Origin of the sequence: Sphingomonas jatrophae (assembly GCF_900113315.1) — a bacterium.
In the GTDB taxonomy this organism is placed as follows: domain Bacteria; phylum Pseudomonadota; class Alphaproteobacteria; order Sphingomonadales; family Sphingomonadaceae; genus Sphingomonas_P; species Sphingomonas_P jatrophae.
The window spans coordinates 1,238,626-1,261,650 of sequence record NZ_FOZG01000002.1; the positions used below are offsets into that span (position 1 = coordinate 1,238,626).

At 69.0% G+C, this 23,025-nt stretch carries 19 protein-coding genes; 6 read left to right on the forward strand and 13 right to left on the reverse strand.

All coding sequences use genetic code 11. The annotated features are described in order from the left end of the window. Positions 1–23: 23 nt before the first annotated feature. The 4 genes from pheT to rpmI form a co-directional block, all read right to left on the reverse strand. A complete protein-coding gene (gene pheT, locus BM360_RS15315; protein ID WP_093315887.1) occupies positions 24–2,393 on the reverse strand; it encodes a phenylalanine--tRNA ligase subunit beta in 2,370 nt (789 codons plus the stop codon). Further along, positions 2,390–3,478, reverse strand: a complete 1,089-nt coding sequence (pheS, locus tag BM360_RS15320; protein WP_093315888.1) for a phenylalanine--tRNA ligase subunit alpha — start codon at positions 3,476–3,478, stop codon at positions 2,390–2,392. Before pheS ends, pheT begins: the two co-directional genes overlap by 4 nt. A gap of 203 nt (positions 3,479–3,681) precedes the next feature. Next, a complete protein-coding gene (rplT, locus tag BM360_RS15325) occupies positions 3,682–4,059 on the reverse strand; it encodes a 50S ribosomal protein L20 (protein ID WP_093315889.1) in 378 nt (125 codons plus the stop codon). A 12-nt stretch (positions 4,060–4,071) separates the two neighbouring features. Then, the gene (gene rpmI / locus BM360_RS15330; protein ID WP_093315890.1) at positions 4,072–4,275 is read right to left on the reverse strand and encodes a 50S ribosomal protein L35; all 204 of its coding nucleotides are present in this window, start codon (positions 4,273–4,275) and stop codon (positions 4,072–4,074) included. Positions 4,276–4,478: 203 nt separating this feature from the next. Between rpmI and BM360_RS15335 the strand changes: the two genes are divergently transcribed. Next, entirely contained in the window at positions 4,479–5,216 is a 738-nt protein-coding gene (locus BM360_RS15335) for a PP2C family protein-serine/threonine phosphatase (RefSeq protein ID WP_165611315.1), read from the forward strand. Between the two features lie 13 nt (positions 5,217–5,229). Here BM360_RS15335 and BM360_RS15340 read toward each other — a convergent pair whose 3' ends face one another. Beyond that, the gene (locus tag BM360_RS15340; RefSeq protein ID WP_093315892.1) at positions 5,230–6,258 is read right to left on the reverse strand and encodes an adenylate/guanylate cyclase domain-containing protein; all 1,029 of its coding nucleotides are present in this window, start codon (positions 6,256–6,258) and stop codon (positions 5,230–5,232) included. Positions 6,259–6,461: 203 nt separating this feature from the next. Here BM360_RS15340 and BM360_RS15345 point away from each other — a divergent pair, with 203 nt between their 5' ends. Then, positions 6,462–8,618 carry an AsmA family protein gene (locus BM360_RS15345; protein WP_093315893.1) on the forward strand — a complete coding sequence of 719 codons (2,157 nt, stop codon included), beginning with the start codon at positions 6,462–6,464 and terminating at the stop codon, positions 8,616–8,618. Positions 8,619–8,759: 141 nt separating this feature from the next. On the opposite strand, the gene BM360_RS15350 is transcribed toward BM360_RS15345, so the two are convergent. From BM360_RS15350 to BM360_RS15380, 7 genes are read right to left on the reverse strand one after another with little or no spacing between them, the layout of a single operon-like run. Continuing rightward, positions 8,760–9,113, reverse strand: a complete 354-nt coding sequence (locus BM360_RS15350) for a HesB/IscA family protein (RefSeq protein ID WP_093315894.1) — start codon at positions 9,111–9,113, stop codon at positions 8,760–8,762. Beyond that, on the reverse strand, positions 9,113–9,571 hold the full coding sequence (locus BM360_RS15355; RefSeq protein ID WP_093315895.1) for an SUF system Fe-S cluster assembly protein: 459 nt from the start codon (positions 9,569–9,571) through the stop codon (positions 9,113–9,115). The genes BM360_RS15350 and BM360_RS15355 overlap by 1 nt, the downstream gene beginning before the upstream one ends. After that, positions 9,568–10,782 carry a cysteine desulfurase gene (locus tag BM360_RS15360; RefSeq protein ID WP_093315896.1) on the reverse strand — a complete coding sequence of 405 codons (1,215 nt, stop codon included), beginning with the start codon at positions 10,780–10,782 and terminating at the stop codon, positions 9,568–9,570. Before BM360_RS15360 ends, BM360_RS15355 begins: the two co-directional genes overlap by 4 nt. Next, a complete protein-coding gene (locus BM360_RS15365) occupies positions 10,779–11,861 on the reverse strand; it encodes a SufB/SufD family protein (RefSeq protein ID WP_093315897.1) in 1,083 nt (360 codons plus the stop codon). The genes BM360_RS15360 and BM360_RS15365 overlap by 4 nt, the downstream gene beginning before the upstream one ends. Then, the gene (gene sufC, locus BM360_RS15370; protein ID WP_093316086.1) at positions 11,858–12,601 is read right to left on the reverse strand and encodes a Fe-S cluster assembly ATPase SufC; all 744 of its coding nucleotides are present in this window, start codon (positions 12,599–12,601) and stop codon (positions 11,858–11,860) included. Before sufC ends, BM360_RS15365 begins: the two co-directional genes overlap by 4 nt. A gap of 55 nt (positions 12,602–12,656) precedes the next feature. Continuing rightward, a complete protein-coding gene (sufB, locus tag BM360_RS15375; RefSeq protein WP_093315898.1) occupies positions 12,657–14,150 on the reverse strand; it encodes a Fe-S cluster assembly protein SufB in 1,494 nt (497 codons plus the stop codon). Then, positions 14,147–14,602, reverse strand: a complete 456-nt coding sequence (locus BM360_RS15380; RefSeq protein ID WP_093315899.1) for an SUF system Fe-S cluster assembly regulator — start codon at positions 14,600–14,602, stop codon at positions 14,147–14,149. The genes sufB and BM360_RS15380 overlap by 4 nt, the downstream gene beginning before the upstream one ends. 82 nt (positions 14,603–14,684) lie before the next feature. Here BM360_RS15380 and BM360_RS15385 point away from each other — a divergent pair, with 82 nt between their 5' ends. From BM360_RS15385 to BM360_RS15400, 4 genes are all read left to right on the forward strand, one after another. Further along, a complete protein-coding gene (locus tag BM360_RS15385; RefSeq protein WP_093315900.1) occupies positions 14,685–15,704 on the forward strand; it encodes a quinone-dependent dihydroorotate dehydrogenase in 1,020 nt (339 codons plus the stop codon). Positions 15,705–15,750: 46 nt separating this feature from the next. After that, positions 15,751–17,478, forward strand: coding sequence for a gamma-glutamyltransferase (gene ggt / locus BM360_RS15390; protein ID WP_093315901.1), 1,728 nt, complete (start codon positions 15,751–15,753; stop codon positions 17,476–17,478). 111 nt (positions 17,479–17,589) lie between these two features. Beyond that, positions 17,590–19,344 carry an AMP-dependent synthetase/ligase gene (locus BM360_RS15395; RefSeq protein WP_093315902.1) on the forward strand — a complete coding sequence of 585 codons (1,755 nt, stop codon included), beginning with the start codon at positions 17,590–17,592 and terminating at the stop codon, positions 19,342–19,344. 193 nt (positions 19,345–19,537) lie between these two features. Then, positions 19,538–21,853 (forward strand): TonB-dependent receptor, encoded by a 2,316-nt coding sequence (locus BM360_RS15400; protein WP_242653500.1) that lies wholly within the window; start codon positions 19,538–19,540, stop codon positions 21,851–21,853. A 46-nt stretch (positions 21,854–21,899) separates the two neighbouring features. Here BM360_RS15400 and BM360_RS15405 read toward each other — a convergent pair whose 3' ends face one another. Beyond that, the gene (locus BM360_RS15405; protein WP_093315904.1) at positions 21,900–23,018 is read right to left on the reverse strand and encodes an NADH:flavin oxidoreductase/NADH oxidase; all 1,119 of its coding nucleotides are present in this window, start codon (positions 23,016–23,018) and stop codon (positions 21,900–21,902) included. Between the last annotated feature and the right edge of the window lie 7 nt (positions 23,019–23,025).

Consider the following 23,025-nt stretch of genomic DNA (forward strand, 5'->3'; position numbering starts at 1 on the left):
CAAGCCCGCTTAACGGGGCAAGATCACCCCCGCAGCGTCGCACCGACCTTTGCCGCCGCCGCCACCACCTTGTCGCTCACCGCGGCGATCTCCGCATCGGTGAAGCTCTTGGCCGCGGGCTGGAGCGTAACCTCGACCGCGAGGCTGACCTGACCTTGCGGAACGCCCGCACCCTCGAACCGGTCGAACAGGCGGGCCGCGACGATGGCAGTCTTGTCCGCCCCGCGCACCGCACGGACCAGCGCGTCGGCGGTCACGTCCGCCGCCACGAGGAAGGCGAAGTCGCGCGTCACCGGCTGCAGCAGCGGCGGCCGGTAGGCGTCGCGCATGCGGCCACCCGCACGCGCGGCGGGGATCGCATCGAGGTGGATCTCCGCGACTGCGACTGGCGCATCGATGCCGAAGGCGCGCAGCATGTTCGGGTGCAGTTCCCCGAATTCGGCCAGCACCGACTTCGGCCCGAGGCGCAGCGTGCCAGCGCGGCCGGGATGGTAGACCTCGCTGATCGGCGGCATGGCCTGCAGGCGGTCGGCAGGCGCGCCGGCCTGTGCGAGCAGCGCCAGCGCCTCGGCCTTGGCATCGAACAGGTCGAACGGCTGCGGCTTGCCCGCGCGCCAGTCCCGCGACGCACGCTGGCCGACGAGGACGAGGCCGAGCGTCGGCCGCTCGCCATCGGCCAGGTAGCGGCGGCCGACTTCGAACAGCCGGACGCTCTGCGCGCCCCGGGCAAGGTTGCGCGCGGCGGCGGCGAGGAGCCCCGGCAGCAGTGACGGGCGCATGACCTTCAGGTCTTCGCTGATCGGATTGGCGAGCGTCCAGCGCCCGCCGCCGACCGCGGCGGCCTCGGCCTCGGAGATGAAGCTCCACGTCACCGCCTCGTTCAGCCCGCGCGCGGCGGCGGCGCGGCGGACGCGGCGCTCCATGCGCTGTGCCGGCGTGGCGGTGGGATGGGCGACGCCGGCCGCACGGGGCAGCGGCGTCGACGGCACCTTATCGATGCCCTCGATGCGGACGATCTCCTCGACCAGATCGGCGATGCCGTCCACGTCGCGCCGCCACGTCGGCACGCGCACGTTCCACGCGCCATCGACACCGAAGCCGAGCTCGCGCAGGATCTGGCGCTGCCGGTCGGGCGCGACCTTGAGGCCGCCGAGCACCTCGACGGCATGCACGTCATAATCGATGATCGGCGTGCTGAGCGGCGGTTCGCCCGCGCGGACCGGCTCGGACGGCTGGCCGCCGCACAGCTCCTTGATCAGACGGGTGGCGATGGCGAGGCCGTCGTCGAGCGAGGCGGGATCGACGCCGCGCTCGAACCGCTGGCGCGCGTCGGTGGAGAGGCCAAGCGCTTGTCCTGTCCGCGCGATCCGCTCGGGCGTGAACCAGGCGCATTCGATCAGCACGTCGGTGGTCGTCTCCGACACGCCCGACGCCTCGCCGCCGATGATGCCGCCGAGACCCAGCGGACCGCTGGCGTCGGCAATGACGGTCATGTCCTCGGTCGGCGCATAGCTCTTGCCGTTCAGCGCGACGAAGCTTTCGCCCGCACGGCCGCGGCGCGCGACGATGCCGCCGGACAGCTTTGCCACATCATAGACGTGCAAGGGGCGGCCGAGATCGAGCATCACATAGTTGGTGATGTCGACCAAAGCGGAGATGGGCCGCTGGCCAACCGCGCGCAGCCTTGCCTGCATCCATTCGGGCGAGGCGCCGTTCGCCACGTCGCGCACCACGCGACCGTAGAAAGCGGGGCAGCCCTCCTCGTCCTCGATCGCGATGTCAATCGGGCAGGGGCCGCTGGCCTTGATCGCAGGCACGTTGAGCGACTTGAGCGTGCCGAGGCCCGCCGCGGCGAGATCGCGGGCGATGCCGCGCACGCCCATGCAATCCTGCCGGTTGGGCGTGATCGACAGGTCGATCACCGGATCGGCGAGGCCCGCCACATCGGCGAAGCGCGCGCCAACGGGCGTGTCGGCGGGCAGCTCGATGATGCCGTCATGCTCGTCCGACAGCTGCAGCTCGCGCATCGAGCACATCATGCCGCGCGACTCGACTCCGCGGATCGCCGCGACCTTGAGCGTGATGTCCGACCCCGGAACATAGGTGCCCGGCGCGCCGAACACGCCGACCAGCCCTGCGCGCGCATTGGGCGCACCGCAGACGACCTGCACGGGCGCTCCCTTGCCAGTGTCGACCGACAGCACCTGCAGCTTGTCCGCCTGCGGGTGGCGTTCGGCCGTCAGCACGCGCGCGACGGTGAAGGGCGCGAGGCGCGCGGCGGGATCGTCCACCCCTTCGACCTCGAGGCCGATGCGGGTGAGGGCGACCACCACCTCGTCCAGCGTGGCGCTGGTCTCCAGATGCTCCTTGAGCCAGCCGAGCGTCAGCTTCATGCGCCGACTCCCCCCGACAAAGTGGGCACGTCGAGTGCTGCAAAGCCATAATGCCTGAGCCAGCGCAGATCGCCGTCGAAGAAAGCGCGCAGATCGTCCATCCCGTATTTGAGCATCGCCAGCCGATCGATGCCGCAGCCGAAGGCGAAACCCTGCCACTCGGCGGGATCGAGCCCGCAGGCGGCGATCACCTTGGGGTGGACCATCCCTGAGCCGAGGATCTCCATCCACCCGTCCGGCTCCGCCCCGCCAATGACGCGGCGGCCTTCCTTGTCGCGGGTGTAGCCGACATCGACCTCGGCCGAAGGCTCGGTGAAGGGGAAGTAGGAGGGGCGCAGGCGCAGCACGATGTCGTCCCGCTCGAAGAAAGCGCGGACAAACGTCTCCAACGTCCACTTGAGGTGGCCGAGCGTCACGCCCTTGTCGATGACGAGGCCCTCGACCTGGTGGAACATCGGCGTGTGCGTGGCGTCCGAGTCGGAGCGATAGGTCCGGCCGGGCGCGATGATGCGGATCGGCGGCTGCTGGCCCAGCATGGTGCGGATCTGCACGGGGCTGGTGTGCGTGCGCAGCAGCATGCGATGCCCGTTGGCGTCGCGCTCGTCGAAGTAGAACGTATCGTGCATCGCCCGCGCGGGGTGCGTCTCGGGGATGTTGAGCGCGGTAAAATTATGCCAGTCGTCCTCGATCTCGGGGCCGGTGGCGACGGCGAAGCCCATGTCGGCGAAGATTTCCGCCAGCTCGTCCATCACCTGCGCGACCGGGTGGACGGACCCTTGCGCACCGGCATCGACCGGCAGCGACACGTCGACCCGCTCGGAGGCGAGACGCGCGTCGAGCGCCGCACCTTCCAGCGCCGCCTTGCGCGCGGCGATGGCGGCCGAGACCGACTCGCGCAGGCCGTTGATGCGCGGCCCTTCGACCTGCCGCTGCTCGGGGCTCATGCCGCCGAGCGTCTTCAGCAGAGCGGAGACGCTGCCCTGCTTGCCGAGCGCGGCGATACGCACTGTCTCCAGCGCGGGAAGCGTCTCGGCGCTCGCGATGTCGGCCAGCAGCCGCTCGTTCAGATCGTCAGTTTCGCTCACGCTGTCCCCATCCCCGGGCTCAAGGCCAAGGATCCTGCTCCGCTGTTCTGACGGCTGGAAGCGCAAGCCGCCGCCAAGATCAAGCCATTCCGGATTCTACGGCATCGCCGGAATTGGCACCCGATCCGGCGAGTTCAACATAGACAAAGGGCGCGGACCGCTCATCGCCGTCCGCGCCCCCGCAATCTGTCGTGCGACGTGGCTCAGGCCGCGACGCGCGCGCCTTCCGGCAGGGCCGACTTCGCCTGCGCGATCACCGCGCTGAACGCCGCACCCTCGTGCATCGCCATGTCGGCCAGCACCTTGCGGTCGAGCTGGATGCCGGCGAGCTTCAGGCCGTGCATGAACACGCCGTAGGTGAGACCCTCGGCGCGGACCGCGGCGTTGATGCGCTGGATCCAGAGCGCACGGAACGAGCGCTTCTTAACCTTGCGGTCGCGATAGGCGTACTGGCCGGCCTTCTCGACCGCCTGACGGGCGATACGGATCGTGTTCTTGCGACGGCCATAATAGCCCTTCGCCTGTTCCAGGATCCGCTTGTGCTTTGCGCGCGTGGTTACGCCGCGCTTGACGCGTGCCATCTGTCAGCCTCCTCAGTTCAGGCCGTAGGGAGCCCAGAGCTTCACGCGCTGGGTGTCCGCCTCGGCGAGCACGGTGGTGCCGCGGTTGGTGCGGATATACTTGCTGTTGTGGCTGATCAGCCGGTGGCGCTTGCCAGCGACGCCATGCTTCACCTTGCCGGTGGCGGTAAGCTTGAAGCGCTTCTTCACGCCGCTCTTCGTCTTGAGCTTGGGCATTTTCTCACTCCGTATAGGCGAGTTCTCGGATCGCCGCGGCAGCCCACACTGGCCGGACCATCCCTCCTGAACTTGCGGGAAGCCGCGGCCCTTACGGGAGGGGCCACGGAAAATCAAGCGCGCGGCCTGGCAACCGCTTGGAAAGCATGTGCGTTGGGCCGGCTCTAACATCCACCGGCTTATCGCCGACGACGGGACGGGCAATGGGCAGAGCGGCGATGCAGCATGTGGCGATCAACTCGGGCGCGCGGACGCATCCGGGACGGGTGCGCCGGCTGAACGAGGATGCGATCGTCGCCCGTGACGACCTGGCGCTGTGGGCGGTGGCCGACGGCATGGGCGGCGAGACCGGCGGGCGCTGGGCTTCGGCCACGGCCGTAGAGGCGCTGGTGCGCGCGGCGGAGGATGCGGCCGATGCCGGCCGCCGCCTGGATGCCGGGCTCGAAGCCGGACATGCCGAGATCGCCGCCGCGGCGGCCACGCTGTCGGTGACCATGGGCTCGACCGTCGCCGCGCTGTCGTTCGACGGCATGAGCGTGACGGGGCGCTGGGTGGGTGACAGCCGCATCTATCGCTGGCGCGACGGGCGGCTGCACCAGATCAGCCGCGATCACAGCGTCGTGCAGGATCTGGTCGATCGCGGGGCGGTGGCGGCGGACGATGCCGACCGCCACCCGATGGCGCACCTCCTCAGCCGCGCAGTCGGCATGGGGATGGGCGCTGCGCCGGGGCGCTTCGCCGAGGCGGCCTGCCCGGGCGACCGCTTCCTGCTGTGCAGCGATGGTCTCAGCCGCGTGCTTCCGGCCGCGCTGATCGAGGCGCGTCTGGGCACGCTGGCGCCCGAGCCGGCAGCCGATGCGCTGCTGGAGGATGCGCTGGCGATGGGCGCGCCGGACAATGTCAGCGTCGTGGTGGTCGAGGTGGCGGCGACCGCCCACTGAGGCGGCGGGCCGCTCAGAAGTTCTGCAGCGGTCGCGTGCCCGGCGGGATGGCGTGGAGCAACGTCCCCTGCGGGCGCTCCGCCGTGACCAGCCGGGCGAACCAGGCGACATCGCGGAACTGGAGCATGTGGACACGCTCCACCCCGTCATAGCCCTTCATCGTCGCATCCGCCGCGGGCGGCAGCTGCTGCGGCGGCAGCGGCGGCATCAGGAAATCGACGGTCGAGCGGCCGACGACGAGATCGCAGCCGAGATCCTTGGAGGCGGTTTCCAGCCGGAACGCCTTGTTGACCGCATCGCCAAGCGCGGTGAAATCGGCACTGGCGGCCGAACCCATGTTGCCGAGGCTGGCATAGCCGGTGTTCAGCGCCGCGCCGAACCGTACCGGCCGGTTCAGCCCGTAGCGCGCGGGCAGGCCATCGAACAGCGACTCGAGATCGATCACCACGCCAAGGATCTGGTTGAGCGTGTCGGCGGGCAAAGCGGTGCCCTCATGCTTCCACACGCCCATGATCGCATCGCCGATGAACTTCTGCGACCAGGCGCCGGCACCGTCGAGCAGCTGGCCGGCGGTGCGGAAGATCTCCGCCATCAGCGTGGAGATGCGCGCCTCGCCAAGCTCGCGCGAGAGCGGCGTGAAGCCGCGTATGTCGGTGACGAGGACGGTGATCAGGCTTTGCGCCGCCATGAACATCGTCGCCGCGGCGACGGGCGGGGCCATGCGCGGCGCTGCGACCTCAAGCGTCCGGAAGCGCAGCCGCTGCTTGCCGATCTGGATCACGTCACCGTTGCTGAGCGGCACCGGGCGGATCACCTGCCGGCCGTTCAGTAGCGTGCCGTTGCGGCTGCCGGAATCGGACAGGTAGCAGCAGCCCGACGCATCGCGCCGGATCATCGCATGTTCGCGCGACGCCATCTCGTCCGACAGGACCACATTGTTATGTTCGCTGCGGCCGATGCGGCAGACGCCCAGCGCGTCGATCGCCACGGCATGGCCATGCCCAGCCGTCTCGAATTCGACAAACGGATCCGCACTCGACATCCCGGCCGCCCCCAGCCTGTTAGGCCGCCCCGGCTGTTCCGGTGGCGGGCCGCTGCACCGGCGGCCTCGCCAAAAGCATCGAGACCGGCCCGCCGCGATACAAGGGACGCCGCGACCTACGCCGCGGTGCGTGCGACGAGCCCGGCGGTGGGCAGGCGCGGACTGACACGGAACCGGATGGATGCCAAGCGGTTTCGTTTCCCATGCCCGATCGGACCGCCTCCGCCACGACCGAGGTCGATGTGTCGGGCCAGACGCCCAATCATCCTGCCCGTCATCGCGATCCCGCCAGCACGGCGATCGCCGCAGGCGTCGGCGTGGTGGCGACGATCGTCGGCCTGCTCGTTCTCGTCTGGGTGGTGCTGTTCATCACCAAGGGCCGCTTCCTGAAGCCCACATTCGAGAAATATGCCAGCCGCGCCGCCGGGCGTCCGGTGCGCGTGGCGGGCGATTTCCAGCTCTATTTCGCGCCGATCGACGTGAAGTTCCTCGCTGAGGGGCTGAGCGTCGCCAACCAGCCGTGGGCGTCGAAGCGCAACTTCTTCGACGCCAAGCTGATCGACACTCGGCTGAAGACGATCCCGCTGATCTTCGGCAAGCGGCGGGTGGACTGGCTGGAGCTGCGCGACGCCAACATCGATGCCGAATGGCATCCTGACGGCAAGCGCAACACGTGGACCTTCGGTGATCCGAACGCGAAGGGCGAGCCCTTCCAGTTCCCCGATATCGCCCGCGCGATCGTCAGCGGCACCAACGTGCGTTACCGCGATCCGCGCATGCAGCTCATGCTGGATGCCCGGATCGATCCGATCCAGGCATCGGGCAATGCCGCGGGCGCCAACATCGCCAACAATGTCCGCTTCACCGGCGCGGGCACGCTGCGCGCCAAGCCCTTCACCATGTGGGGGCAGCAGACGACGCCGAACCAGCTGCTCACCGGAGGGCGCAACCGGTTCGAGCTGCATGCACGCTCGGGCAGCGACCGCCTAGACCTCGCCGGCACGCTGCCGGGCGCCACACAGATCGAGGGGTCGGACCTTGCGCTGCGGGTGCGCGGCCGGAACCTGGCCGACCTGTTCGCCCTGCTCGGCATGACGACGCCCGATACGCGGGCGTACGGCTTCCGTTCGGCGCTGACCAAGGCGGGCGACGAATGGCGCTTCACCCGGCTGTCCGGCGCATTCGGCAACAGCGATCTCGCGGGTCGGATGACCATATCGGTGCCCGACGAGCGGCCGAAGCTGGTCGCCACGATCGAGTCGCGCAGCGTAGACATCGTCGATATTGGGCCGTTCATCGGCTACGAACCCGCGGCGCTCGCCTCCAAGGGTGCGACCGCGGCGGTGAAGCAGACGGGCGGCACCCCCCGCATCCTGCCCGACGCGCCGCTGCGCATCGAGGCGATCCGCAATTTCGACGCGCACGTCGACTACAAGGTGCGCGACATCAAGCAGCCCTTCATCCCCGTGTCCAACATCGCGCTGACCTTCGATCTGGATCGCAGCTTGATGAAGCTGTCGCCGCTGTCGTTCGACGTGGCCGGCGGGCATCTCGATTCGGATATCTCGATCAACGCGCGCGGCAAGCCGGTGGAGACCGCTTACGACATTCGCCTGTCGCCGACGCCGATGGGGCGGCTGCTGAAGGGCTTCGGCGTCGATCAGGCGGGCACGACGGGCACGATCAAGGCACGTGTGCAGATGACGGGTGAGGGCGACACGCTGCGCGAGTCGCTCGCTTCGTCCGACGGGCGCATCGCGGTGATCCTGCCGCGCGGCACCTTCTGGACGAGCTATACCCAGCTCAGCGAGTTCGATGTCGGCACGTTCGTGCAGAAGATGTTCGAGAAGAAGCTGAAGGAGCCGGTGCAGGTCAATTGCGGCCTGATCGCCTTCTCCGTCCGCAACGGCGTGGCGGCGGCGGACCCGATCCTGATCGACACGCAGAAGAACGTGATGACGGCGAAGGGCGGCTTCAGCTTCCGCGACGAGTCGCTCGATCTCGGCTTCCGCGCGGACGCCAAGAAGTTCAGCCTGTTCTCCGGCCAGTCGCCAGTCGGCATCAAGGGCTATTTCGCCGCACCCTCGATCCAGATCATCAGCCCGGAACTGCTGGCGCGGGGCGGTGCGGGCGTGGCGATCGGCGCGGCGGTGAACCCTCTGGCGGCGGTGCTGGCCTTCGTCGATTTCGGTGACGCGAAGGCAGCGGCATGCGGCCCGGTCCTGTCGGGCGCGCGGGCGAGCGCGCAGCGGACCAAGGATGGCGAAGCGCGCAAGGACGTCGGCACCCGCACGGAAAATCGCGAAAAAGCCAAGGGCGGCGAGCCGAAGAAGGAAAAGAAGTTCCTCGGCATCTTCTGAGGAGCGTTGCACGCCGGCCTGCAGCAGATAGCCGTCGCCCCAGCAAAGGCTGGGGTCTTGCGAGGTAAGGACCTGCGCCGCACGAGATCCCAGCTTGCGCTGGGATGACGGTTTGTCAGAGGCGTGGTTCGGCCGGAGAGATCAGACCGTGAAGCTCTCGCCGCAGCCGCACGCGCCCTTGGCGTTGGGATTCTGAAAGACGAACCCGGCGGCGAAATCGTCCTCCACCCAGTCCATCCGGCTGCCGATCAAATAGAGGATCGAGCCGGCATCGACATAGAGGTCGCCGCCGGGCGTGGCGATCTTCTCGTCCATCGGATCGGCGGCGGTGACGTAATCGACCGAGTAAGCGAGGCCGGAGCAGCCGCGTCGCGGGGTCGACAGCTTGACGCCGACGACGCCCTCCGGCGCGGCTGCCATCAGGTCGGCGATGCGCTGCTCGGCCGCAGGCGTGAGGTTCAGCGCGGCGGGGCGCGCGCGGGTGGTGGTGGCCATCACAGCATCCCCAGTTCGAGCTTCGCCTCGTCCGACATCTTCTGCGGATCCCACGGCGGATCCCAGACGAGGTTGACCTCGGCCGTGGCGACACCCGCGACATTGCCGACGCGCAGCTCCACCTCGCCCGGCATCGATTCGGCGACGGGGCAGTGCGGCGTCGTCAGCGTCATCGTCACCGCGACATGGCCGCCTTCCGCCACGTCGACCCCGTAGATCAGGCCGAGATCGTAGATGTTGACCGGGATTTCGGGGTCGTAGATGTCCTTCAGCGCCTCGATCACGCCGTCATAGATGGGCGTACCGGGCTCTCCCGGTGAAAGCTGCGCAGGTTGTTCGGCAAGGAAGCCGGACAGGTAGTCGACCGGACGGCGGAACGGCTCGGCCGCATCTTCAACGCGCGCGCGGGGCGGCGTGCTGACATCCGCCACCTCCTCAATCTCGATCTTGTCGCTCATCCGAAGATCCTCGTCACTCGCTCGATCCCTGCCGCCAGTGCGTCCACGTCCGCCGCCCCGTTATAGACGCCGAAGCTGGCGCGCGCGGTGGCAGGCACGCCCAGCGCCTCCATCAGCGGCTGCGCGCAGTGGTGCCCCGCGCGGATCGCCACATGCGCCTCATCCAATATGGTGCCGACATCGTGCGGATGCACCCCGTCGATCGCGAAGGAGACGATGCCGGCGGAGTCCTCCGGCCCGAACAGCCGCACGCTGTTGATCCGCGACAACGCCTCCCGCGCGCGGACGACGAGCGCGGCCTCATGCGCGTGGATCGCCTCAAGGCCGATCCCCTCGACATAATCGATCGCGGCATGAAGCCCGAGCGCGCCGACGATATGCGGCGTGCCCGCCTCGAACCGCGCGGGTGCGGGGGCATAGGTGGTGCGCGCGAACGACACGCGGTCGATCATCGCGCCGCCGCCCTGCCACGGCGGCATCGAATCGAGCGTCTCTGCCGAGGCCCAGAGGCAGCCGAGGCCGGTCGGCCCGTAGAGCTTGTGCGCGGAGAAGACGTAGAAGTCGCACCCGAGCGCCGCCACATCGACCGGCAGGCGAGGCACCGCCTGGCAGCCGTCGAGCAGCAGCTTCGCGCCGACCTTGTGTGCCAGATCGGCGGCGCGCCGTGCGTCGAGGATCGAGCCGAGCACGTTGGAGACGTGGGCGAGCGAGACCAGCTTGTGCGCGGGCGTGAGCATCCGCTCCGCCGCATCGAGGTCGATCCGGCCATCGGCCGTCAGCGGGCATACATCGATGGCGAGGCCCAGGCGGTCGGCCAACAGCTGCCACGGCACGATGTTGCTGTGATGCTCGAGCTGGCTGAGCAGGATGCGGTCGCCCGCCTTGAGGTGCGTCGTGCCCCAGCTCGCTGCCACGAGGTTGATCGCCTCGGTGGCGCCGCGGACGAAGACGATCTCGTCAGCCGAAGCAGCGCCGATGAAGCGCGCGGCGGCGGCACGCGCCGCCTCGTAGGCGACCGTCATGTCGGCCGAGCGCTGATACACGCCGCGGTGCACCGTCGCGTAGGTCGTGTCGTAGGCGCGGGTGATCGCGTCGACGACCACCTGCGGCTTCTGCGCGGTCGCGGCGGTGTCGAGATAGGCCCAGCCGGCGGGAATGGCCGGGAAATCGGCCACGCGGTCGAGCGGGCGGGCATCGGTCAGCACGGTCATGGATTGGCTCCGAGCCAGGCGTCGGCATCCGCCTCGAACGCCTCGCGCACGGCGGCCTCGCCGATCCGGCCGAGCGCATCGGCGACGAAGGCACGCGTGAGCAGCGCCTGCGCCTCCAGCGGCGGCAAACCGCGCGAGGCGAGATAGAAGAGGGCGTTGCGGTCCAGTTCGCCAACTGTGGCGCCGTGCGCGCACTTCACATCGTCGGCGAAAATCTCCAGCTCGGGCTTGAGGTTCACCGTTGCGGTGCGGCGCAGCAGCAGGCCGCGGAGCGACTGTTCGCCGTCGGTCTGCTGGGCATGGCGCGCGACCTCGACGCGGGCGGCGAGGCTGGCGGTGGCATGGTCGTCCGCCACCGCGCGCCACGTCTGTCGGCTCATCCCCTCGGGCGCCTCGTGGCGGAGCGTGACGGCGGCATCGTGGCGCTGGCCGCCACGCGCGAGCAGCGCACCGCCCACCTCCGCGAACGCACCGGGCGCGGCGAGCTTTACGGCGGCGTCGATGCGCGTGCCGGCCCCGCCCGCCGCGAGGATGGTCGAGACGAGGCTGGCACCGGTGCCGACCTGCCCCTCGATCCGAAGCGAGGTGAAACCCGATGCCTGACGCAGCCGTGCGGCGTGCATCAGGCGGGCGCCGTCGCCCAGATCGACCTGCGTCAGCCGATTGGCCCAGCCATCGCCGACGAACGTCTCGACGATGCTCGCCTGCGCCTCGGATGCGAGCGTGATCCGTGCGGGAACGTGGCTCGCGCCGCCGGTCGCGACATGGACGATCTCGATCGTGGCGTCGGGAGAGTGGCCTTTGCCGAGATCCAGCGTCCAGCCCGCACCACGCGCAAGGCGGCCGAGCGGGTGATCGCTGTCGACCTCGACCGCGCCGGCGCCAAGCGGACCGGGCTCGCTCAGCGCCTCATCAAGCACGCCGTCGACGAACAGCAGCCGCGGACCACCGCAGCCGAGCCACAGGCCCGACGTATCGATCACCCCGCCGCGCGGGCGCGCCTCGGCCAGCGCGGGCAGGCCCGACAGATCGGACCAGCGCCACGCCTCGTCGCGCGGGGAGGGGAGCGGCAGGCTCAAGCCGCCACCTCGGCATAGCCCTCACGCTCCAGCTCGAGCGCGAGTTCGGGCCCGCCCGAGCGGACGATGCGGCCGCCCGCCAGCACGTGGACGAAATCGGGCCGCACATAGTCGAGCAGGCGTTGGTAGTGGGTGATGAGCAGCACCGCCTTGTCTGGCGCGCGCATGATCGTGTTGATGCCCTGTCCGACGACGCGCAGCGCATCGATGTCGAGGCCGGAGTCAGTCTCGTCGAGGATGGCGAGCTTCGGCGCGAGGATGCCCATCTGGACCATCTCGGCGCGCTTCTTCTCACCGCCGGAGAAACCGACATTGACCGGGCGCTTGAGCATCTCGGGATCGAGCCCGAGCGCATTCGCCTGCGCGCGGGCAAGCTTGATGAACTCACCACCCGAGAGCTCCGCCTCGCCGCGCGCGCGCTTCTGCGCGTTGAGCGCGGTGCGGAGGAACTGGAGGTTGGAGACGCCGGGGATCTCGACCGGATATTGGAAGCCGAGGAACAGGCCCGCGGCGGCGCGCTCATGCGGCTCCAGCGCGAGCAGGTCCGCGCCGTCGAACGTAGCGGAGCCCGCCGTTACCTCATAGCCGGGCCGCCCGCCGAGCGTATAGGCCAGCGTCGACTTGCCCGCGCCGTTCGGGCCCATGATCGCATGCACCTCGCCCGCATTGATCTGGAGCGAGAGGCCCTGGAGAATCGTCTTGCCGGCGGTCTCGGCGTGAAGGTCGGTAATCTGGAGCATCGTCATTCCGTCGGAAGCGTGAAAGTGCGCGGGAGGTAGGGAACAGGGGCGGCGATCACCCGACCGATCCTTCGAGCGAGATGCCCAGCAGCTTCTGCGCCTCGACCGCAAACTCCATGGGCAGCTGTTGCAGCACTTCCTTGGCGAAGCCGTTGACGATCAGCGCCACGGCCGATTCGCGATCCAGCCCGCGCTGCTGGGCGTAGAACAGCTGATCGTCGCTGATCTTGCTGGTGGTCGCCTCATGCTCGATCGTGGCGGTGGGGTTGCGCACCTCGATATAGGGGACGGTGTGCGCGCCGCACTGATCGCCGAGCAGCAGCGAATCGCACTGGGTGAAGTTGCGGACATTCTCCGCATTGGGGCCGACGCGGACGAGGCCGCGATAGGTGTTGTCCGAGCGGCCGGCGGAAATGCCCTTCGAAACGATGGTCGAGCGCGATCCACGGCCGTTGTGGATCATCTTGGTGCCGGTATCGGCCTGCTGGCGATTGTTGGTGACGGCGACCGAATAGAATTCGCCGACGGAGTCCTCGCCGTTCAGCACGCAGGACGGATATTTCCACGTGACGGCGGATCCCGTCTCAACCTGCGTCCACGACACCTTGCTGCGCGCGCCCTGGCAGAGCGCGCGCTTGGTGACGAAATTGTAGATGCCGCCCAAGCCCTGCTCGTCGCCGGGATACCAGTTCTGCACCGTCGAATATTTGATCTCGGCATCGTCGAGCGCGACCAGCTCGACCACTGCGGCGTGGAGCTGGTTCTCGTCGCGCTGGGGGGCGGTGCAGCCTTCGAGATAGGAGACGTAGGCGCCCTTGTCCGCGACGATCAGCGTGCGCTCGAACTGGCCGGTATTGGCCGCATTGATGCGGAAATAGGTGGACAGCTCCATGGGGCAGCGCACGCCCTCCGGCACATAGACGAAGGTGCCGTCGGAGAAGACCGCGGCGTTCAGCGCGGCGAAGTAATTGTCGTGCGCGGGCACGACCTTGCCGAGCCACTTGCGCACGAGATCTGGGAATTCGCGCACCGCCTCCGAGATCGAGCGGAAGATCACGCCCGCCCGCTCCAGCTCGGCGCGGAAGGTGGTGGCGACGGAGACGCTGTCGAACACCGCATCGACCGCGATCTTGCGCGCGGGCAGGCCGGCGCCCTCGACACCGGCGAGCACCTTCTGCTCCTCGATCGGGATGCCAAGCTTCTCGTAGGTGCGGCGGATCTCGGGGTCGAGCTCGTCCAGCGAGGCAAGCGTCGGCTTGGCCTTGGGTGCGGCGTAGTAGAAGGCGTCCTGATAATCGATCGGCGCGATGTCGAGCTTCGCCCAGTCGGGCGATTCCATCTCGAGCCAGCGGCGATAGGCCTTCAGGCGCCACTCCAGCATCCACTCCGGCTCCTCCTTCTTGGCGGAGATGAAGCGGACGGTGGCCTCGGACAGGCCCTTGGGCGCGAACTCGGTCTCGAGCTCGGTCGAGAAGCCCCACTCATATTTCTTGTTCGCGGCGTCCAGCGCCTCGCGATTCTTCACGCCAGTGTCTACCGTGGTGGTCATATAGCTTCCCCGGCGAGCGTGAGCGCCGCCGCCTGCTGGTCCGGCGCCGGGGCGCGGGACAGGGTTTCGAGGCTGACGCCCGCCAGCGCGCCGCGGATCGCACCGTTCACCGCCGCCCAGTGCGGGCGCACGCGGCACGCCTCCTCCAGCGCGCAATCGTGGCGGTGGCCATCGACGCAGCTGGTCATGGCGATCGGGCCTTCGACCGCCTCGACGATCTCGGCGAGGCTGATCGCCTGCGGGCTGCGGGCGAGCGCGAAGCCGCCGCCGCTGCCGCGCGCCGAGACGAGCAGACCGGCGCCGGCGAGGCGGCCCATCAGCTTCTGCGCGGTGGGCAGCGGCACGCCCGTCTCCTCCGCCAGCGCCGTCGCCGACAGGCGCGCGCCGACGGGCCCGCGCGCAGCGGCGGTGAGGATCACGACAGCATAGTCGGCAAGGCTGGAGAGGCGCATGGCAGCGCTCAAATAAGATCAAGTTGGTCGGATTGGAAGGGCGGTGTTGGCTCGACGCTGCGGAAGCGGCTAGGCGCGGCTCATGCTCTATCGCCTCGCCCGCCCGGCCCTGTTCGCGCTCGATCCGGAGCGCGCCCATGGGCTGACCCTCGCCGCGCTGAAGGCCGCGCCGGGCGGCGTGGCGGCACGCGATCCGGTGCTGGCGACGCGTGTGGCGGGGCTCGACTTCCCCAATCCGATCGGGCTGGCAGCGGGGTTCGACAAGGATGCGGTGGCGCCTGACGCGCTGCTGCGCATGGGCTTCGGCTCGGTCGAGGTGGGCACGCTGACGCCGCTGGCGCAGGCGGGCAATCCCAGGCCGCGGCTGTTCCGGCTGGTGGAGGATCGCGCGGTGATCAACCGCATGGGCTTCAACAATGGCGGGCAGGCGGCGGCGCTGGCGCGGCTGAAGGCGCGGACACGGCGCGGCATCCTCGGCATCAATGTCGGCGCCAACAAAGATGCGGCTGATCGCGTCGCCGATTATGCTGCGGGCGTGCGGCAGATGGCGCCACATGCCGACTACCTCACGATCAACATTTCCTCTCCCAATACGCCGGGCTTGCGCGCGTTGCAGACGGGGGCGGCGCTGGCGGAACTGCTCACGGCGGTGGCCGAGGCGCGGGGGGCGAGCGGCCCGCCGGTCTTCCTGAAAGTGGCGCCGGACCTCGAGCCTGCCGAGATCGACGCGATCGTCGCGGCGGCGAGCGGCAAGGTGGATGCGCTGATCGTCAGCAACACGACGGTGGCACGCCCGCCGCTCGCCAGTCGCCATGCAGGCGAGGTGGGAGGCCTGTCGGGTGCGCCGCTGCGCGACATGGCGTTGCAGCGGCTGCGCGACTTCCGCGCGGCGGGTGCGGCAATGCCGCTGATCGGCGTCGGCGGGATCGCCAGCGGGGCGGACGCTTATGCCCGCATCCGCGCGGGCGCGTCGCTGGTGCAGCTCTATTCGGCTTTGGTCTATGAGGGGCCGGGCCTGCCGCGGCGGATCGCGCGCGAGCTGAAAGCGCTGCTGGCGCGCGACGGCTTCGCGACCGTGGCCGAGGCGGTCGGCGCGGAGTGACGGTGCGGGGATGACGCGCGCGGGGCGGAGGGTTAGACCCGCGGCCATGGCGCGCCGCTTCCTCATCCTTCTCCTCGCCCTGTTGCCGGCCCCGGCCCTTGCCAAGGGCGGCATCGTCTCCGCCGCGGATCCGCGTGCGGCAGCAGCGGGGGCCGAGATCCTGCGTGCGGGCGGCAGCGCGGCGGATGCGGCGATCGCGACGATGCTGGCGCTGAACGTCGTCGAGCCGCAATCGGCGGGCATTGGCGGCGGCGCGTTCATCGTCTTCCACGAGGCGAAGACCAAGCGGATCGTCACCATCGACGGGCGCGAGGCGGCGCCGGCGGCGGCGGACATGCGCTGGTTCTTCGGGCCGGACGGTCAGCCGCTGCCGAAAGGGCAGGCGATCCCCGGCGGGCGCTCGGTCGGCGTGCCGGGGACGCTGCGCGCGATGGCGATGGCGCATCGCCGCTTCGGCAAGCTGCCGTGGGCGCGGCTGTTCCAGCCCGCCATCCGGCTGGCACAGGGGTTCGACGTTTCACCGCGGCTCAACCGGAGTCTTACCCAGCAGGCGAACCTGCTGCGCGACAATGCGTGGGTCCACGGCGTCTTCTACCAGCCGGACGGAACGCCGAAGCCGGTCGGCACGCGCATCGTCAATGCCGACTTCGCCGCGACGCTGCGGCGGGTCGCGGCACAGGGTGCCGACAGCTTCTATGTCGGCCCGCAGGCGCAGCGGATCGCCGCCACGGTGAACGGCGCCACGCGCAACCCGTCCAAGATGACGCCGGGCGATCTCGCCAGCTATGACGCGAAGGAGCGGACGCCCGTCTGCCAGACCTACCGCGCCTATCGGGTTTGCGGCATCGCGCCGCCGTCGTCCGGTGTCGTGGCGGTGCTGCTGATCCTCAAGCAACTCGAACGCTTCGACCTGAAGGCGCTGGGCAAGGACTCGCCCACCGCATGGCACCTGATCGCGGAGAGCGAGCGGCTGGCCTATGCGGATCGCGACATGTTCGTCGGCGATCCCGACTTCGTGTCGGTGCCTGTCGCAGGTCTGCTCGACCCCGCTTACCTCGCCCGACGATCCGCGCTGATCGCGCCCGACCGGACGATGGCGGAGGTGCGCGCGGGCGAGCCGGCGGGCGCGCCGCCGCGCGTGCGGGCCGAGCCGCAGGAGGTGCACGGCACGACCAGCCTTGCCGCTGCCGACCGCCAGGGCAATGTCGCGACGGTGACGACGACGATCGAAAGCCCGTTCGGCTCGGGCCTGACGGTGGACGGCTTCTTCCTCAACAACGAGCTGACCGATTTCGATCTGGCGCCGGTGAAGGACGGCTATCTCGTCGCCAACCGGGTGGAGGGCGGCAAGCGGCCGCGTTCCTCGATGGCGCCGCTGATCGCTTATGGCCCGGACGGGCAGGTCCGCGTGGCGATCGGTGCAGCGGGCGGCTCCACCATCATCGCGCAGGTGGCCAAGGCGCTGATCGGCACGCTCGACTGGGGTCTTTCCGTGCAGGACGCGATCGCGCTGCCGCTGATCTACGCGCCGGGCAAGACCGCGGTCCTGGAGGCAGGCACGCCGCTGGAGGCGATGGCGCCGGCGCTTAAAGCCTTGGGCGAGACGGTGCAGGTGGCGCCGCTCGGCCTCAAGATGAACGGCATCGAGCGCGTGAACGGCACCTGGGCGGGCGGCGCGGACCCGCGCAGCGAGGGCGTGGTGCTGGGTGAGGACGGCAAGCCGCTCGGCGCTTTCTCGCGCGTGCGGCTGAACCCGAAAGGACCGCAGGAGTAGGGCAGTTTCATCGCCTTGCCGTAGCGTCTAGAAGCGGGCCCAAGCCGGACCCAACCGGCAAGGGAGAGACGCTTGGCACGGCAGCTGGAACATTTCCCCAACCTCGTCGCGATGTTCCTCGATCGCGCGCAGACGAACGGGGACGCGCCGTTCCTTTGGGCCAAGCAGGACGGCGCGTGGCAGCCGACAAGTTGGGCACGCGCCGCCGAGATCGTGTCCAGCCTATCCGAAGGGCTGAAGGCGCTGGGATTGCAGCGCGGCGATCGGGTGATGCTGGTCTCCGAGAACCGGCCGGAATGGTGCCTGGCCGATCTTGCCATCATGGCGGCTGGCTGCGTCACCGTGCCGACCTACACCACCAACACCGAGCGCGATCATGCGCACATCCTGGAGAATAGCGGCGCGCGGGCGGTGATCGTCTCCAGCGCGAAGCTGGCGCGCACCCTGCTGCCGGCCGTGCTGCGCTCGACCGCGTGCGACCATCTGATCGGGATCGAGCCGATGCGCGGCGCGCAGGGCGTGCAGACGCATGACTGGGCCGGCCTGATCGAGGCGCACCCCGCCGACCTCGCCGCGACCGCCGCGGCTGCGCTGACGCTGGCGCGGGACGACCTCGCCTGCATCATCTACACGTCGGGCACGGGCGGCGCGCCGCGCGGGGTGCGCCAGCACCATGGCGCGATCCTGCACAATGTGGCGGGCTGCATCGACATCATCTCGGAGGATTTCTTCTGGGGCGAGGAGGTGTTCCTCTCCTTCCTGCCGCTCAGCCACGCCTATGAGCATAGCGGCGGCCAGTTCCTGCCGATCGGGCTGGGCGGGCAGATCTATTATGCCGAAGGCCTGGAGAAGCTCGCCTCCAACATCGAGGAGACGCGGCCGACGATCATGGTGGTGGTGCCGCGCCTGTTCGAGGTGCTGCGCGCGCGCATCCTGAAGCAGATCGAGAAGCAGGGCCGCTTCGCCACCTACCTGCTCGATCAGGCGCAGGGCATTGCCGAGCGCGATTTGGCGGGGCGCAGCCGCTGGACGAGGCTGATGGACACGCCGATGGAGCTGCTGCTCGGCCGCACGCTCCGCCCCAAGATCGCGGCACGGTTCGGCGGGCGGATGAAGGCGATGGTGTCGGGCGGCGCGCCGCTCAACCCCGAGGTCGGCCGCTTCTTCCACGCCATGGGGCTGACCCTGCTGCAGGGCTATGGCCAGACCGAATCCGGGCCCGTCATCTCGTGCAATCGCCCGGCAGCGGGGATCGGCATGGAGACGGTCGGCCCGCCGCTCCTCAACACCGAGGTGCGCATCGCCGAGGATGGCGAAATCCTGGTCCGCGGCGAACAGGTGATGCACGGCTACTGGCGCAACGATCAGGAAACGGCACGCGTCCTGAAGGATGGCTGGCTCTACACGGGCGATGTCGGCCACATCGATGCGCGCGGCCGCATCGTCATCACCGATCGCAAGAAGGACCTGCTGATCAACGACAAGGGCGACAATGTCGCGCCGCAGCGGGTCGAGGGGATGCTGACGCTGGAGCCGGAGATCCTCCAGGCGATGGTGCATGGCGACAGACGACCCTACCTCGTCGGCCTCGTCGTGCCCGATCCCGAATGGCTGGCCGATTGGGCAGCGCGCGAGGGCATCGCCCAGCCCGTCGGAAAGGACGATCCGCGGCTGGCGCGCGCGCTGCAGGCGGCGGTGGACCGGGTGAATGGCGGCCTGTCGGTGATCGAGAAGGTGCGCCGCATCATCGTCGCGGATGAGCCGTTCGCGATCGAAAACGAAGAGCTGACCCCGTCGATGAAGATCCGCCGCCACGTGCTGCGCGCCCGCTATGGCGAGCGGTTGGAGGGGCTGTACAAGAAGTAGGCGGGGGCGGAGCCGCCCGCATCACGCCCAAGATCCGGCGTGCGTGTGGCGCTTCGGCAACGCTTTGTCACACGAATACCATCTTTCGCTTCTACCGGCCGGGCTGAAGGGCGACGCGGCCCGTGGCGGACGGCGGGAAGACCCGCGCTGCACGATCATCCCCGCGCGCCCTGGCCATCCAGGGGGAAAATACGTGTCTTCGTTCCGTTCGCGCTCGTCCGTCATCCTTGCGGCTTTTGCCGCGGCCACCGCATGGCCGGCCATGGCCGCCGCCCAGCCCGCGGACGATGCGCTCGCCTCCGCCGATGGCGTGGGTGAGATCATCGTCACCGCCGAGCGGCGGCAGGAGAGCCTGATCGACACGCCGGTCTCGGTCGGCGTCGTCTCGGGCGAGCAGCTGCGCAGCTTCACGCAGGGTGGCGACGATACCTTGCTGTCGCTCGCCGGCCGCGTGCCGAGCCTGTATGTCGAGACGACCACGGGCCGCATCTTCCCGCGCTTCTACATTCGCGGCCTCGGCAATATCGATTTCTATCTCGGCGCATCGCAGCCGGTGGAGATCATCCAGGACGACGTGGTGCTGGAGCATGTCGTGCTCAAGTCCAACCCCGTCTACGACGTGGCGCAGGTCGAGGTGCTGCGCGGGCCGCAGGGCACGCTGTTCGGCCGCAACACGACCGCCGGTATCATCAAGTTCGACACGGTGCGCCCCAGCCAGGAGCTGAGCGGTCAGATCCAGGCGAGCTACGGCACCTACAACAGCATCAACCTCGACATGGGCGTCGGCGGGCCGCTGGTGCAGGACAAGATCGCGATGCGCGTCTCCGCGCTCTACCAGCACCGCGACGATTATGTGGACAACGTCTATGTCGGCCCCAGCGCCGACGGCACCGTCTCGCCGAAGAAGAACGCCATGGGCGGCTTCGACGACAAGAACGCCCGCCTCCAGCTGCTGCTGACGCCCACCGAGCGCTTCTCGCTGCTGCTGAACGGCCATGTCCGCGAATATGAGGGCACGTCGACGCTGTTCCTGCGTGGCGGCCTGGTGAAGGGATCGAACGATCCGATCGCGCTGCGCAACGTCGTCGCGTTCGACGAGGCGGACAACAACCAGCAGGATTACAGCACGGCCGGCGCCTCGGCCAATGCGGCGTGGGATTTCGGCGGCGTCACGCTGACCTCGATCACCGCTTATGAGCGGACGCAGGGGCAGAGCCGCGGCGACACGGACGGTGGTGCGGCGGCGAACTTTCCGTTCAATGGCGTCGCCAACGGCTTTGGCCAGAGCCGCGGCAACGTCCGCGATCTCGACCAGTGGACGCAGGAGCTGCGGCTGGCGAGCGATGGCGATCAGGCGCTTAAGTGGCAGGTGGGCGGTTATTATTTCGACAGCCGCGACATCACCGATTTCTATCAGCGCGCCTTCTTCCTGACGGGCGCCGCCCGCAATCCGAACAACTGGGTGCGCCTGCGCAACAAGAACACCAGCTACGCGCTGTTCGGCCAGGTGAGCTACCAGCTGACCGACCAGCTGACGCTGACGGGTGGTGCGCGCTGGACCAAGGACACCAAGAAGACGCGGTTGCTGAAGACCGCCAACACTGCGGCGAACGTCGTCACCTATACTGGTCGCACCAACGTCCGCCTGTCGGACAAGGAGCCGAGCTGGGACGTCTCCGCGCTTTATGAAGTCAACCCGAACTTCAGCGTCTATGCCCGCGTGGCGCGCGGTTTCCGCGGACCGACGATCCAGGGCCGCTCGGCCGTGTTCAACGCCGACTTCACGACGGCGAACTCCGAGACGATCCTGTCGGGCGAGGCAGGCTTCAAGAGCGTGCTGCTGGACGGCAAGCTGCGCCTCAACGCGACGGGTTTTGCCTACCGCGTCAAGGACATCCAGCTGAACGGCAACGATTCGAACGGCAACGGCGTGCTGTTCAATGCCGACAAGGCGGAGGCCTATGGTCTCGAGGCGGATTTGGAACTGCGGCCCGTGCCGAACCTGTCGATCACCGCGGGCGCCAGCTGGCTGCACAGCGAGATCAAGGATCCGGACGTGTTCGCGCAGACGTGCGGGCTGAACGGGGTGCAGGTGTGCACGGTCAACGATCCGTTCTTCACCCGCGGCACGGGCACGGGCCGCACCTATTTTGCGTCGATCGACGGCAATCCGCTGCCGAACGCGCCGGAATATAACTTCAACATCGCAGCGCGCTACGACCTGCCGGTCAGCGACGATGGCCGCCTGTTCATCAGCACCGACTGGAACGTGCAGGGCTATACGAACCTCGTCCTCTACAAGACCGAGGAATTCTACTCGAAGGGCAATTTGGAGGGCGGCCTGCGCATCGGCTATGCCGGCGGCAACGGCGCCTGGGAGGTGTCGGCGTTCGCGCGCAACATTACAAAGGAGAAGAACCTGAAGGGCGTGATCGAGAATTACATGGCCGCGGTGTATAACGAGCCGCGGATCATCGGCATCTCGCTCTCCGGCCGCCTGCGGCCGTAAGCGGTCAGGCCGTCGCCTCGGCCACATGCCGGGGCGACGGACGGCCTCAATTCTCCGCGCTGCCGCCCACGTCGAACAGGTGGCGATACTGGCGCGGCTGCGAGCGGAGATACTGGTCGGGCGCACGCACCCGGCCGCCGAGATGCGCCGCGGCATGCCACGGCCAGCGCGGATCGTAGAGGATGGTGCGGGCGAGCGCGACCATGTCCGCATCGCCGGTGCCGACGATCGCCTCGGCATGATCGGGGTCGGTGATCAGGCCGACCGCGACGACGGGGATCGACACCGCCTGCTTCACCGCGCGCGCCAGCGGCACCTGATAGCCGGGGCCGACCGGGATATCCTGCCGCGGATCGAGCCCGCCCGACGAGACGTGGATCGCCGCGGCACCACGCGCCTCCAGCGCCTGCGCGAAGGCGACGGTCTGCTCGATGTCCCAGCCGCCCTCGACCCAGTCGGTGCCGGAGAGGCGCATCGTCACCGGCCTGTCCGCGGGGAAGGCGGCACGGACCGCATCATGCACCTCCAGCGGGAAGCGCAGGCGGTTCTCGAGGCTGCCGCCATAATCATCGTCGCGCCGGTTCGAGAGCGGCGAGAGGAACTGGTGCAGCAGATAGCCGTGCGCCCCGTGCAGCTGGATGGCATCGATCCCCAGCCGCGCCGCGCGCGCAGCAGCAGCGGCGAAGGCATCGCGGATGCGGGCGAGGCCGTCGCGGTCGAGCGCGGTGGGCGCATTATCCTGCGTGCCGAAGGGCAGGGCGGAGGGAGCCACCGTCTGCCAGCCGTTGGCATGGCTGGGCGCGATCTGGCCGCCGCCCTTCCACGGCAGGTCGGTCGAGGCCTTGCGGCCGGCATGGCCGAGCTGGATGGCGATCGGCATGTCCGACCAGCGGCGTATGCTCTCCAGCACCCGCGCCATCGCCGCCTCGGTCGCATCGTCCCACAGGCCGACATCGGCATAGCTGATGCGCCCCTCGGGCTCGACCGCGGTCGCCTCGATCGTCAGCAGCGCCGCGCCCGACAGCGCAAGCTGGCCGAGATGGATCTGGTGCCAGTCGGTCATCCGGCCATCCTCGGCCGAATATTGGCACATCGGCGCGATGACGATGCGATTGGCAAGGGTGAGGCCACCCACGTCGAGCGGCTGGAACAGCTTGGGCGTCATCCGGGTC